This window comes from Algibacter aquimarinus (assembly GCF_039543265.1).
GTDB classification, from domain to species: Bacteria; Bacteroidota; Bacteroidia; order Flavobacteriales; family Flavobacteriaceae; genus Algibacter_B; species Algibacter_B aquimarinus.
In genome coordinates, this window is the sequence record NZ_BAABJK010000007.1 from 39434 (window position 1) to 54564 (window position 15131).

The 15131-nt window shown below is 32.8% G+C and carries 11 protein-coding genes; 1 reads left to right on the forward strand and 10 read right to left on the reverse strand.

The features are described from left to right. Positions 1 to 5: 5 nt before the first annotated feature. The 7 genes from ruvA to ABD939_RS11345 form a co-directional block, all read right to left on the reverse strand. A complete protein-coding gene (gene ruvA, locus ABD939_RS11315; protein WP_345168586.1) occupies positions 6 to 587 on the reverse strand; it encodes a Holliday junction branch migration protein RuvA in 582 nt (193 codons plus the stop codon). A gap of 51 nt (positions 588 to 638) precedes the next feature. Next, positions 639 to 2933 (reverse strand): NADP-dependent malic enzyme, encoded by a 2295-nt coding sequence (locus ABD939_RS11320; RefSeq protein WP_345168588.1) that lies wholly within the window; start codon positions 2931 to 2933, stop codon positions 639 to 641. Positions 2934 to 3035: 102 nt separating this feature from the next. Beyond that, complete coding sequence (gene gtfA, locus ABD939_RS11325; protein WP_345168591.1) at positions 3036 to 4601, reverse strand: sucrose phosphorylase; 1566 nt, start codon at positions 4599 to 4601, stop codon at positions 3036 to 3038. 6 nt (positions 4602 to 4607) lie between these two features. Beyond that, positions 4608 to 5546 carry a carbohydrate kinase family protein gene (locus ABD939_RS11330; RefSeq protein ID WP_345168594.1) on the reverse strand — a complete coding sequence of 313 codons (939 nt, stop codon included), beginning with the start codon at positions 5544 to 5546 and terminating at the stop codon, positions 4608 to 4610. A 23-nt stretch (positions 5547 to 5569) separates the two neighbouring features. Then, positions 5570 to 6919 (reverse strand): MFS transporter, encoded by a 1350-nt coding sequence (locus ABD939_RS11335; protein WP_345168596.1) that lies wholly within the window; start codon positions 6917 to 6919, stop codon positions 5570 to 5572. A gap of 1 nt (position 6920) precedes the next feature. Further along, entirely contained in the window at positions 6921 to 7280 is a 360-nt protein-coding gene (locus tag ABD939_RS11340) for a glutaredoxin domain-containing protein (RefSeq protein WP_345168599.1), read from the reverse strand. Positions 7281 to 7370: 90 nt separating this feature from the next. Next, a complete protein-coding gene (locus tag ABD939_RS11345; protein WP_345168601.1) occupies positions 7371 to 9995 on the reverse strand; it encodes a TonB-dependent receptor in 2625 nt (874 codons plus the stop codon). 164 nt (positions 9996 to 10159) lie between these two features. On the opposite strand from ABD939_RS11345, the gene ABD939_RS11350 reads away from it, so the two are divergent. Then, positions 10160 to 11188 (forward strand): LacI family DNA-binding transcriptional regulator, encoded by a 1029-nt coding sequence (locus tag ABD939_RS11350; protein ID WP_345168604.1) that lies wholly within the window; start codon positions 10160 to 10162, stop codon positions 11186 to 11188. 2 nt (positions 11189 to 11190) lie between these two features. Here ABD939_RS11350 and queG read toward each other — a convergent pair whose 3' ends face one another. From queG to ABD939_RS11365, 3 genes are all read right to left on the reverse strand, one after another. Next, positions 11191 to 12117, reverse strand: coding sequence for a tRNA epoxyqueuosine(34) reductase QueG (gene queG, locus ABD939_RS11355; protein WP_425550287.1), 927 nt, complete (start codon positions 12115 to 12117; stop codon positions 11191 to 11193). After that, positions 12114 to 13136, reverse strand: a complete 1023-nt coding sequence (gene ruvB / locus ABD939_RS11360) for a Holliday junction branch migration DNA helicase RuvB (protein ID WP_345168606.1) — start codon at positions 13134 to 13136, stop codon at positions 12114 to 12116. Before ruvB ends, queG begins: the two co-directional genes overlap by 4 nt. Before the next feature lie 90 nt (positions 13137 to 13226). Next, a complete protein-coding gene (locus ABD939_RS11365; RefSeq protein WP_345168608.1) occupies positions 13227 to 15113 on the reverse strand; it encodes an OmpA family protein in 1887 nt (628 codons plus the stop codon). Between the last annotated feature and the right edge of the window lie 18 nt (positions 15114 to 15131).

The window sequence follows — 15131 nt, forward strand, 5'->3', positions numbered from 1 at the left end:
ATCTATTACAAATTTTTTAAGGCTTGCTTAATAATAACTTCAACACTAGCATCTGGTTGTTGCACAACAATTTTGTCCACAACACGTTCAGCCTGTTTTTTTATAAAACCAAGCACTTCTAAAGCAGATAACGCTTCTTCTTTATTGGTATTGCCTTTAGAAACAGAAACTTCATCAATATCATAAATCTTTAAAACTTTGTCTTTTAAATCTAAAATAACACGTTGTGCTGTTTTTGCACCAATCCCTTTTATAGACTGTATTAAAGCCACATCACCAGTTGCTATACCTTCTCTTACTTGTTTTGGTGTTAAGGAAGATAACATAGTTCGTGCTGTACTAGCACCTATACCACTTACAGATAGTAGTAATCTGAAAATTTCTCGTTCTGCTAAAGATGAAAAACCAAACAATGTATGGGAATCTTCTTTAACCTGAAGATGTGTATACAATTTTAAATTTTCATCATCAGGAATTTGAGAATAGGTATGAAGTGAAATATTTAACATATAGCCAACACCGTTGCAATCTATAACGACGTGTGTTGGGTTTTTCTCGGAAAGCTTTCCTTGAATATGAGTTATCATGAGTTGTTGTTAGTTAGCCAAATGTAATAAAATTATTCACATTTAAATACTCTATTTTTCTGCATGTTCCATTTCCCATTTTTCTTTATGCTGTGCATCAATAACAGCAATAGCCGACATATTTACAATTTCATCAACGCTAGCTCCTAATTGAAGAATATGAACCGGTTTTCGCATACCTAACATTATTGGCCCAATTGAATCTGCCTCATGTAATTCTTTTAATAATTTGTATGTAATATTGGCTGAATCTAAATTTGGAAAGATTAGCGCATTCACTTTTTTGCCAACTAATTTTGAAAACGGAAAACGTTCACGAAGCATCTCATCATTCAAGGCAAAATCTGTTTGCAACTCTCCATCGACAACCATATCAGGAAAATTTCTGTGCAACAATGAAACGGCTTCTCTTACTTTTGAAGCTCTCTCGTTTCCTGATGAACCAAAATTGGAATAAGAAACCATAGCCAAAACAGGATTTAACCCAAACATTTTAATAACACTATTAGTCATTTGAGTAATTTTAGCCAATGTTTTTGCATCTGGATCTATATTTATTGAGGTATCACTTAAAAATAGAGGACCTCTTTTGGTCATCATTAAATTGGTTGTAGCTGCTCTACTTACACCTGGCATTAAACCAATAAGCTCTAACATAGGCTTTACAACCGTAGGATAATTTCTTGAATATCCAGATATTACAGCATCTGCATCGCCTTCATTTACCATCATAGCTGCGAAATAATTTCGCTCTCTCATTAAACGTTGCGCCGCATAATAGGTAACACCTCTACGTTTTCGTTGTTGCCAATATACTTTAGCGTATTTATTTTTATGGTGGTTTTCTTCCTCAGTTTTTGGGTCAATAATCGTAATATCGGCATCAAATTCAATTTCTTTCATTAATGATTCAATAGTCTCTTTCCTACCTAATAAAATTGGAATTGCAATACCGTCTTCATATACAATTTGGGCAGCTTTTAAAACATCTAACTGATCTGCTTCAGCAAAAACAACTCGTTTTGGGTTTAATTTCGCTCTATTTAAAAGCAATCTTACCAACTTATTATCAGAACCTAATCGCTCAAGCAGTGTGTCCTCATATTTTACCCAATCTTTAATAGGATGCTTAGCTACACCACTTTCTATAGCAGCTTTAGCAACTGCTGGTGGTATTTCGGCAATTAAACGCGGATCGAAAGGTTTTGGAATAATATAATTTTTCCCGAAAGCTAAACGTGTTTCCCCGTATGCGATATTAACTTGTTCTGGCACTGGTTCTTTAGCTAATCGTGCAAGCGCTTTAACCGCTGCCATTTTCATAGCTTCATTAATTTTAGTAGCTCGAACATCTAATGCACCCCTAAAGATAAAAGGAAATCCTAAAACATTATTTACTTGATTAGGATGGTCGCTTCGCCCAGTGGCCATAATGATATCCTTTCGTGTTGCAATAGCTAAATCGTATTTTATTTCTGGATTTGGGTTAGCCATAGCAAAAACTATTGGGTTTTTAGCCATTACTAACAACATTTCTGGAGTAACAATATCTGCCATAGAAAGCCCGATAAATACATCGGCATCTTTCATAGCTTCATCAAGTGTATCTATTTTTCTATCTGTTGCAAATTCTGCTTTTTCAGGAGTTAAACTAGCTCTATCTTTTCTAATAACGCCTTTACTATCCAACATCACCATGTTTTCAAGTTTTGCGCCACAGGCTTGATATAATCGTGAGCATGAGATTGCAGCAGCTCCAGCTCCACTAATAACTATTTTTACTTCTTCAAGTTTTTTGTTTGCTAATTCTACTGCATTTAGTAAAGCTGCGGCCGAAATAATTGCTGTACCATGTTGGTCGTCGTGCATTACTGGAATATCCAGTTCTTCTTTTAAACGTCTTTCAATTTCAAACGCTTCTGGCGCTTTAATATCTTCAAGGTTTATTCCACCGAAAGTGGGCGCAATATTTTTTACGGTTTCAATAAATTCATCAACATTCTCGGTATCAACCTCAATATCGAAAACATCTATATCTGCAAAAATTTTGAACAATAAACCTTTCCCTTCCATCACTGGTTTTGAGGCTTCAGGACCAATATTTCCCAGACCCAAAACAGCCGTTCCGTTAGAAATTACAGCTACTAAATTTCCTTTTGCAGTGTAACGATAAACTGAATCCTTATCCTTTTCAATCTCTAGACAAGGTGCAGCAACTCCGGGTGAATAGGCCAGTGACAAATCTCTTTGACTAGCGTATTTTTTGGTTGGAACAACTTTAATTTTTCCTGGAGTTGGTTTTGCGTGGTATATAAGGGCCTCTCTTCGTTTGCTTTCTTCGCTCATGATAATGGATTATTAACTAAACGAACAAATATAACAATCCTTAGAAGTAAATGCCTAATCTTTTATGAAATTGATATTTCTTTTTAAATATAAATTTATACTTTAAAAAGTATAACATTTGAGTCGCTCTCCTTCTGTGTAGTTTATTTTAAAGCTGTATGTGTTAAGGTTTGCTACAAAATGAGCAAATTCATTTTGATTAACCCATTTAATATCGATTATCTTATCTGAAGTTTCATTGATTCTTACGGTTCCTAAAAATGCTTTGGAAGTATTCCTTAATCTTAATAATTTGAGCTGATTTAACACAACCTTTCTTTTAAGTCCTTCTTTAACATTTTGCATGGTTAAATTAGTTCTATTAATTTCTTTATGTCCAGCACTTCCTCCAGTATCAGCTGCTTCATAATTATTTTCACCCGCAAAAATATCTAAATACCATATTTGAGGAATCCCTGGCATAAATATTTGAATAGCTCTGGCTAGTAATAATTTTTTTTCATCTTCACCTAATGCACTAAAAAATGTAGCATTTACTTGATAATATGAAATCTTGTTTCCTTCAGGGTCATATAAATTTTTTACACGACCACCACGTTTCATAATTGTCCTCATGATAGTTTCAATCTCATCATCTTCCAGTAAACCTTTGTTATAATTACCATTAACTGTTTTACCTTTTAAATCTAGTACAGGAATCCCATCATGACAACCCAACATATTTACTGTTTTATAACCTTTACTAATAATTTCTTTAGCCCATGTAATAAGCGCTTTACAATTACTAGTTTCAATGGTATGAATAGTTAATCCTGGTAAAAAAAAGTCATAAATTTGATACCCTTTATTTGCAACCTCATCATGTAAATGCAAACCGTATTCTGCATGAATTTCTGGTAAAAGCGTTAAATCATTTTTATCTGCAATGTCCTTAATTCGCTCTAAATATTGCCAAGTACCTGGTGTGTTAAAAAAGTTAGATTGTCCAATTTCTTTATGTAAATAAGCAAAGGCATCTAGTCTTAAAATTTTACAACCATAGTCGCTAACTTTTTGTAAGGTCTCCTCATAAAAACCCCAAACCAATTCAGATTTTGCATTAACATCCATTTGACCTAATAAGGTGTTATCCTCATTAACTTTTTGGTAAAAGGTATTCCAATATGGTTGCTCTGTACCATCAGGAAAAGGTACTTTTAAAATTGGAAGACCTGATTTTCTCATAAACAATTTACTAAGAAATTCTTCATCTGGAATGATGATACCATCTTCCCCTAAAGCACCATGATCTTCCCAGAAGCTATTCCAATTGATAAAAAAATCTTTGTATTTTGATTGCTCACCGTTTTTGAGTAAATCTTTAAATTGGGGTGATGCTACCGATAAATGATTTAGTACAATATCAAATTTGAGTTGAATATTTAATTTCTCTAACGCTTTCAGATCATCTTTTGAAACCAAATCTTTATTAAGATTATAGTCTATTATAGAAAACCCTCTATCTAAATCACTATTAAAAAAGGTTGGCAATACATAAAACAACGAAAAAACACCTTTAAACTCTGGCATTTCAAGTACACTTATAGTATCGCTTAATGTATTACCAATACTATCTGGGTATGCATTAAGCATAACGCCGTTAGTAATATTTGAATTTTTAGACATCATTAATTTTTATAAAAGTTCGGATAGAATATTTATATTATCTGGTAGTCTGCCTACATTTTGAAGTTTTAATGCCGCCAATTGAAGCGCTACCTCTAAGCATTTTTCAATAGGCTTTTCTTTTATATATGCAAACAAAAACCCAGACCAAAATGCATCACCTGCACCTGTTGCATCTTGCACAACATCAATTTTTATGGCAGGTAATTGAACAATATCTTTTCCTTTTTGAGATAACTTTACGCCTTTACTTCCCAAGGTTAAACAAACAGTATCTACACCTTCAGAATGGAAAAAATCAAATATGTCTTGATGTTCCATCTTTTTCTCAAAAAGCCTAAGCATATCGTCTTCACTAACCTTTACCAAAGGATTAAATTTACAGTACGATTTTATAACATTTAGTGCTTCTTCTTGATTTTGCCATAATTTTTTTGCATAATTAACATCAATACTCAATTTACAACCTAAACCAAAAGCCTCTTCTGCTTTTTTTAGAATAGTAGTTTGTGCAGGGTCTTTACTTAAAGCGAAACAAGTTGTATGGTATATATTTGTTTTTAAAAGTAAGTCTTTTGAAATTTGGCCTTCTAAAATATGAGAATCTGCTTTTCTGAAAGGAATAAAATCTGGTGTACTATCTGTTTTTGATACAAAAATAACACTTGTAGGCTTTTTGTTTATTATTTTAATATGATTCGTATTTACACCAACTTCATTGAGTCTTTCAAAAATATACTCACCAAAACCATCATCACCTACAGTTGCTACTAATACAGATTTCAAACCTAATCTTGCTGAATTCATAGCAACATTTGCTGGAGAACCTCCTAGATATCTGTGATAGTCTCTTGTATTATTAATAAGCACTCCTGTTTGATGCCCAATGAAATCTACAAGTACCTCACCAACACAAAGAACATCTATATCTTTATTGTTATTTTTCAAAACTATTTTTTCTTAATTATAAATTAATGACCGCCACCCACTTGAATGTCTAAATTTTCGATTTCATCATTAGATTCTGGTTGTTTGAGTCTCAAGGCTAAAACACCAGCTATTATAAAAAATATACCACCAAATAATATGGCATTAACTGCACTATTATTCAATAGATTTTTTACAACAGGACCAAATGTTACAGTTTGAATACCCATAGGAATAACAATCATCATATTTAATATTCCCATGTAAACACCGCGTCGTTCTTGAGGTACAATTTTAGAAACCATAGAATAAGGAATACCCATCATTGCAGCCCAACCTATACCAAACAAAATCATTGGTAATATAACTAATAGCGGATCCTGTATATACGGAATACTAAGCATTGCAATTCCTGTTAAAAACAAACTAAACACATATACTTTTTTTCCTCCAAACTTTAAAGCCAATGGCACAAGTGCTAATGCAAAAACTATTGTTGAGACATTATATGTCGTATTCATTTTTGCTGCTTGACTTAAAGCTTCAGATTTATTAAAACCCATACTCTCTTCAAACATTGGAGAGATAAACTGCCAGTATACAAATAGCGCATACCATTGAAATAAATACACCCCTGATAATTTCCACATAAATTTGGGCATATCCTTTATGGCATCTACTATTTCTATAAATGGTGTTTTTATCCTATCAGAAAATGGTAGAGCATTATGCTTTTTTATCTCTTCAAATTCTTCATCAGATGGAGGTATTTCTGGTGTTTTTAAAACCGACCACAAAATTGTTGAAACCGATAACAAAGCACCTATAAAAAATGAATAATACAACCATCTAGGAATACCACTTGATGCCTCAACTGCTTCTGGAGCACCAAACCAATCTTGAAAAAGAAATATAGAAGCATTTGCCAAAACAATACCAGCACCAACAAATAAACTTTGCATTTGATACCCAAAACTTAACTGCTTATTTGGTAATTTATCCCCTACAAAAGCACGATAAGGCTCCATAGCCATGTTATTCCCAACATCAAGAATCCACAACAAACCAACAGCAAACCAAAGTGTTGGACTGAAAGGAAATGCGAATAAACATAAGCTACCTATTATCGCACCTATTAAAAAAAACGGTTTACGCCTTCCCCAACGTGGAGACCATGTTTTATCTGAAATTGCTCCAATAATTGGCTGAATAATTAGACCTGTAACTGGCCCAGCAAGATTCAATAATGGTAAATCTTCATGATGTGCTCCTAAAAATGAAAATATAGGATTAACTGCTGTTTGTTGCAAACCAAAGCTAAATTGAATGCCTAAGAAACCCACATTCATATTGAAAATTTGCCAAAAGGATAAACTTGGTTTTTTTATCTTCATCTTAGTTTAATTTTTTAAGGAAATTTTCAAAATTAGCACCATTCATAATAAGCTTCTCTCCTAAATCTACAACTGGCAAGGATAAGTTATCAACCGGAACTCCTGCCTTTTGAAGTTTTATTAGCATTTCTCTTTGTTTTAAAAGATTCACATCTACATCGTAATAAATAAAATCTATATTTCTTTCTTTTAAATATGCTTTAGTATCAATACAATAATGGCAGGTATCACTACCGTAAACAATCATCTTTTTAGATTTTTTTAGTTCTGTACCACTACCTAATTTTGAATTTGAAACTTGACCAAAACTAACGTTAGTAATGCTTAAAATAAATACTATTGAATAAATAAAAGCTTTCATTATTTAAAATATTTAATTAAAAAGAGTTGGAACTTAGCATAAAACTCCAACTCTTTTGTTAACAAACTCAAATCAAACTAAATACATTTCTTAAAATTTGTATGCTAATGACATAGTTGTTGAAGTACCAGATATAGTTCTAGCTCTAGCTAAACCAGCAGAAATATTTCCATTACCTTCTACTTCTGTAACTCCAATTGTATCAAACAAGTTATTGGCATTTAAGCTTAAAGATAACCCTTCAGTTAATCCTACTCTAATAACTGCATTTAAGTATGCGTAACCTGGCATAACAAGATCGTTATCGTCCTGAGCATAAGATTCTGAAGTACCTAATAATGTTAAACCTAAAAGATGTTGTTTACTCTTACCAAAAGAATAAGTAGGCGCTAGATTATAAACAAAATCAGCTTGCCTTCTTGGTGTATTACCAGCATTTGGGCCATCACCGTCAATCTCAGCTTTTGTGTAAGTAACTGAGCCGTTTACAGAGAAATCACCAAATCTCATTGCTGACTCTAACTCTAAACCAATAGCTTTAAATGGGCTACCAACAACATTATTTAATTCGTTGCTTAAACCTTCTTCGGTTTTACTTGAAAAAAGAGTAGCGTTAAAAACACCATTATTCAATCTTTGTTTATATCCAACTTCAAATTGAGCTACTTCATCAAACTGTACATCAGCTATTCCATTTGCTCCATAAGTATTTCTATCTGCTGCTCTTCCTGAAGCACCTTTACTATATCTTGAAAATACAGCAGCTCCATCATTCATTTTATAATTTAAACCAGCTGAGAAAGAAGTGAAATTATATTCATCGTTTACAGTCTGACCTGGATTACCAGCAATTGTAGGAATAGTTGATTCAAAAGGACTTATAACTCCATCACTATTATAATCAAAACCTATTAAGTCTCCGTTTGCATCTAAATTAGATAACTGACCTGAATTAATTGTACCATTAACACTAACATTTTCAAAACGAATACTACCGTCAAAATTTAATTTCTCATTAATAGCAACATCTACACCAACATAAGGAGAGTTTACATTATGTACTGTATTATATTTTCTTTGACAACAGTTACCCCAAACTGGTTGACCAAAAGAATAGGCTCCACCTTCAGAAAATCCTTCAAATATTCCCAATCTAGCTTCTCCGTTTCCAGCAACTTCAGAAATTGCAGAATTCCAGTGCCAACCAATTTTAGTATTTTGTGTTGCAGTAAACAAACCTGCTGTTACACCTATATTTTCACCAAAAGCCTTTGTAATTTTTACATCACTAAAAAAGTTACCTAAATCATCTATAGTTACATCAAAATATCTGATATCCTGTGCAAGCCCATTAGCAGGAGCAAATGGTGTTCCGTCTTGATATACTAAAGCTCCAGTTGCTCCACTAGCATCTCTTACGCCTTGCTCTATATCTGCTACAGTTCCTACACCAGCAGTAAATGGAGCATTCCATTGCCCTGAATTATTAGAGTATCTTGCTTTACCTTTAATTTTCCAATCATCTCCAAGATCAAAAGAAAACTCTGCACCAATTGACTTACTTACAGGGTTATTACCGTCTCTCATATCGTTTTGAACAGGATTACCATCATATACACCATAAGTGTTTTGGATGTTAGCAGACTGAGGAGCATCACTAGTGATATCAAATCCATCTAAGTTTCCAAAAGTAGGATTATCATTTGTTCCTGTTAAACCTACAGGCATTGGCATGTACATAACAGTTCTATCATTTAAAAATTTGGTATAAACACGTACATATCCATTTTCAAATCTTTTTGTAAGATTCGCTTTAAATTGCCCACCTTTATTTCCTTGATATCCAATATCTCTTGGACCTTCACCAGTTCTCATAAATCCTCCTAAGTGAAAAGAAAATCCATTTCCTAGTGGCGAACCATATTCAAAATCTAACCTACTAGTCTGATAGTCTAAACCAAAAGTTGTAGCTAAAGAACCGCCTTCAGTAGCACCAGTTTTACTTATCATGTTTATTATACCCGCTGGCCCATTTGATGTTTGTGTAGATGCAGAACCACCTCTAATAGCTTCAACTCTGCCAATATTAGAATCGATTCTTAAGAAGTTGTCGGCATTACCAAATGAAATATCTCCAAATAACATAAGCGGAAGACCATCTTCTTGAATTTGAAAATATCTTGAACCACCAGAAGATACTGGAATACCACGTACATTAAAGTTTGCATTACCTTCACCTCCTGAAGATTCGGCACGTATACCTGGTATATTTCTAAAAAGCTCACCTGCGCTTCTTGGAGAAGCTTGTTCAATAAGTTTAGCACCCATAGTAGAAACAGACACACTAGACTCTAATTTTGATTTTTGGTTAACAACACCTGTTACTACTACTTGATCTAAAGACTGAGCGTCCTCCAACATAGTAAAGTTTACAGTAATATCTGCTCCATCAATAGTAATACTTTGTGATGTTTTTGCATACCCAATAAACGTTGCAGATAGAGTGTAGCTACCATTTTCTAAATCATTAATGATATAGTTACCGTCAAAATCTGTAACGGCACCTTTTGTGGTTCCATCAACAATAACATTTACTCCTGGTAAAGGCACTCCAGCTTGATCTTTTACATTTCCTGATATTGATTGTGCCATAGCAGTACTAACTGAGATTAATAGCAAGATCAATAAAAATCCATTTTTTCTAATCGAATTCATTTGTCTAAATTTTAGTTATTTGATATTTTATTTAGTTAATTTTTGACAAATCTATATTTAAGATACATTCAATTTATATTTTTCATAACGAAAACGTTTTCGATTTTACCGAAAACGTTTTCGATGATGTTTTAATTATTATATTTACACTTTAAAATAAATATATGAAACCTGTTACATTAAAAGAAATTGCAGAACAATTAAACATATCTGTTACTACAGTTTCGAAAGCATTAAAAGATTATCCTGATGTTAGCAAAAAGACCAAAGGTTTAGTTAAAGAACTAGCCAAAACATTAAATTATAAACCCAATACTTTTGCGGTTAACCTCAGAACTAAAGAATCTAAAACTGTAGGTTTAATAATTCCCGTTATTGTCCATCATTTTTTTTCAAATGTTATTAAAGGTATTATTTCGCAAGCCGAAAAAAAAGGGTATCTAGTTATTATTCTTCAATCTAATGAATCTTATGAACTAGAAAAAAAACAAATAGATTTATTATTAAGCCAAAGAGTTGATGGTATTATTATTTCTTTAGCAAATGGGACTGCAGATTTTAGCCATTTAAATCAAATAATTGATCAGGAAAAACCTTTAGTAATGTTTGACAAAATTGCCAAAATAGTACAATGTTCTAAAGTTATTATCGACGACAGAAAAGCAGCTTATATAGCAACACAACATTTAATAGATATTGGCTGTAAACGTGTTGCACATTTTAGAGGTGCACTTCTACCCCAAAATTCAATAGATAGATTTCTAGGTTATAAAAAAGCTTTGTTAGATAATAATCTTCCTTATGACCCCTCTTTGGTTTATATCTGCGAATGCGGAGATATGAGTTTTGAAGAGGGTAAAAAAAATGCGAAACAATTATTAAAAGACCATGATGATGTGGATGGTATTTTTATCAATACGGATTTAGTAGCCATTGGTGCTATGACAGAATTTAATAATCAAGGTGTAAAAGTTCCTGAAGATATAAGCATAGTTGGATTTAGTAATTGGTTTATGTCTTCCGTTATTTCTCCAACTCTAACCACAATTGATCAACCTGGTTTTAAAATGGGAAAGACAGCATTTAAACAGCTCTATAAAGAAATACAAGCTATTAAAAATAATAAACCTAAAAGACCCAAAACCATTACGCTTGAAACTAAATTGATTGAAAGAGAATCAACAGAAAAATAAATCTATTCTTTTAAAAAATTGATATTTCTTTTTAAACCAGAATATTTGGTTCGCTTTACTGCAGATTTTTGAAATACTTTTTTAAAGGTATCTTCTGTAATCTCCTCCCAATCTTTTTTAGTCATAGAAAGTAATTCTGGATGCGGATTAAAAAGTGGCTCGTTATGAGATTTTGAAAAGCGGTTCCACGGACAAACATCTTGACATATATCGCAACCAAACATCCAATCGTCAAATTTTCCTTTGAATTCTGTTGGGATATTTTCTTTTAATTCAATGGTAAAATAAGAGATGCATTTACTACCGTCAACTACATAAGGTTCTGTAATAGCCCCTGTTGGGCAAGCATCAATACAAGCAGTACAAGTACCGCAATGATCTGTTACTGGCGTATCATATTCTAATTCTAAATCGATAATTAATTCTCCTATAAAATAAAACGAACCTACTTGTTGGGTAAGCAAATTACTATGCTTCCCTATCCAACCTAAACCACTTTTGGCTGCCCAAGCTTTATCTAATACTGGTGCAGAATCTACAAAAGCTCGACCATGAACGTCTCCAATTTTATCTTGAATAAAGTGTAAAAGTGCTTTTAATTTATCTTTTATTACGAAATGGTAATCTGTTCCATAAGCATATTTTGAAACCTTAAAGGTGTTTTGGTTTTGCTCTTCAGAAGGAAAATAATTAAGTAGTAATGAAACCACACTTTTCGAACCATCAACTAATAATGTTGGATCTAAACGCTTATCAAAATGGTTTTCCATGTAACGCATTTCGCCATGCATATTATTATTTAACCACTTCTCTAACCTTGGCGCTTCTTCTTCTAGAAATTGTGCTTTACTAATACCACAAGACAAAAAACCGAGGCGTTTTGCTTCGGTTTTTATAAGTTGTGTGTATTTCGTTTTATTATCGATCAAAATAAACCTCCTTGAGTAGGTCCTTTAACCTTGCCTAAATGCTTGTATGCTTGCTCGGTTACTTCACGGCCGCGAGGAGTTCGCATTATAAAACCTTGTTGTATTAAAAAAGGTTCGTAAACTTCTTCAATAGTTTCAGAGCTTTCACTTACTGCTGTTGCTATAGTTGTAATTCCTACAGGACCACCTTTAAATTTTTCAATAATTGTGGTTAAAATTTTGTTATCCATTTCATCCAACCCATGTGCATCAACATTTAAAGCTTCAAGAGCATATTTTGCTATTTTAATATCGATACTTCCGGTGCCTTTTATTTGTGCAAAATCTCGAACACGACGTAATAGTGCATTAGCAATTCTAGGGGTTCCTCTACTTCGCCCAGCAATTTCAACAGCTGCTTCCATAGAAATGGGAACATCTAAAATCATAGCACTTCGTTGTACAATAGTAGTTAGTAAATCTGTTTTGTAATATTGAAGTCTGCTTTGAATTCCAAAACGTGCACGCATAGGTGCCGTTAATAAACCGGAACGTGTTGTTGCTCCAATAAGTGTAAATGGATTTAAATTGATTTGAACCGTTCTGGCATTTGGCCCCGTTTCAATCATAATATCAATTTTATAATCTTCCATAGCCGAGTACAAATACTCTTCAACAATGGGGCTTAAGCGATGAATTTCATCAATAAATAATACATCTCGCTCATCAAGATTAGTAAGCAATCCTGCTAAATCACCAGGTTTATCTAAAACAGGTCCAGAGGTTACTTTAATTCCAACTTCTAATTCGTTTGCCAAAATATGAGCAAGTGTCGTTTTTCCTAATCCTGGAGGACCATGAAATAAAGTGTGGTCTAAAGCTTCGGTTCTTAAGTTCGCAGCCTGAACAAAAATTTGAAGATTTTCCAACACTTGATCTTGACCTGTAAAATCATCAAATGATAAAGGCCTTAACTTTCTTTCTACATCTAATTCTTCTGGTGAAAAATTTTCGTCTGTTGGATCTAAATTCTCGTTCATGCTTCACAAATATAAACAAAAAGCCTTTCCGAATTGGAAAGGCTTTGGCAAATAATTTTGGTTGGTTAAGGGTTGGTTATAGGTTTTTGGTTATTTTAAAATTGTAAACTCACATCGTCTGTTAATATCATATTCTTCATCATCACAAATACCTTCCTTTACACATTTATTAAGTGGTTGCATTTCGCCGTAACCAATACTTTTTAATCGGTTTCTTTCAATGCCTTGACTTACTAAATATTCTAAAGTAGATGCTGCTCGACGTTTAGATAAATCTAGATTGTATTGATCTGGACCACGAGCATCTGTATGTGCAGATACTTCAACTTCCATAGTTGGGTATTTCTTCATTAAATCAACTAATACTTGTAAAGTTACTGCAGCATCTTCTCGTATTTCTGAGGCATCAAAATCAAAATAAATTTTATCTAATTCAACTTGCATATTACCATCTTCTTTTTCTTTTACACGCTCTTCGGCATCAGCAAAAGATTCTAGATTTAAATAAATATTATGCTGTACTTTTCCTTTACTATCAGTCGAGAATTCTACATCTTGAGGTATGTATGCTTTTCGAGTTCCTCTAACTTTATACTTTTTATTAGGCTCAATTTTAAAAATATAATATGCATCGTCTCCAACAATAGTATCTTGAATTACCGTATTGGATTCATCAAACAATGTTACCAAAGAACCTGCTAATAAGTCTTTACTATTTAAGTCTTGTACTAAACCTTCAACTTGATATTTAGTTAATGGGTTTTCTTCTCTTGCAAAACCATATAATCTATCAAAACCAGTTCTGTTTGATGATACATAACCCATATTATCCTTCTCTCTAACTACATAAGCAAAATCATCTAAATTGCTATTTATAGAACTTCCTAAATTTACCGGTTTATCAAAACCACCGTTTACCATATTGCTTCTAAAAACATCTAAACCACCATAACCTTGATGACCTATTGATGAGAAATACAATACATTAAACTCGCTCATAAAAGGAAATTGCTCTCTGTGTTTTGTATTGATGGTTTCTCCTAAATTTTCTGGCTCGCCATAAGTACCATCTTCATTAATTGAAACTTTATAAATATCAAAACTTCCATATGTTCCGGGCATATCACTAGCAAAATAAAGTGTTTTTCCATCTTTACTTAATGCAGGATGCTCTGTACTATAACTGTTTGATGTAAATGGTAAAGCAGTAACATTAGTCCATTCTTCGTTAACTAATTCTGCCTTATAGATTTTAATATGTGCAATACGTTCCGCATCTGTTTTTTTACGGGTTGTATTTGTTCTATTAAAATACATGGTTTTACCATCTTTTGTAAAAACAACATTACTTTCATGAGAATCTGTATTTATAGCTTCAGAAAAAGGTGTAATATCTTTTAAAGTATTGTTATCTGTTAATGTTGCACTATACAAATCGAGATATGGTAAATTGTTCCAAGAATACGATGGGTTTTCGGTATTTCTTGCAGATGCAAAAGCTACTTTATTATCACCATAAAACGACAATCCGAAGTCGCTACTAGACCCTTGATTTACAATTTGTTTTAATTCAAAATTGTGAGGAGTCGTTTTTGTATTAGCCTCAATAAATTCACTTGTATTAATTGGTTTATTATAGTACCTTTTTAAGTGTTTATCTGCTTCTTTATAGTTTTCCACACCTTTTAATGCTTGTGCAAAACGAAAATGATATTCTATATCTATTGAATCGCCATATTCCACAAATAACTCTCTATAAGTTTTAATCGCTTTTTGAAGGCTTGTATTATAATAGTAGCTATCTGCCAAATTTTGTAGTACTTCTTGGTTTCTTTCTTTGGTTTCGTATAATTCTGCCGCTTGAGTATAAGCGCGCATTTCAAAAAGTTTATTGGCTCTTTTTGTTTTCCCTTTTTGTGCTAATGCTATTCCACTAACTAATAAAAGGCCTGCAAGTATGTATATTTGTTTTTTCATGTTTTCCTATTATTAAAT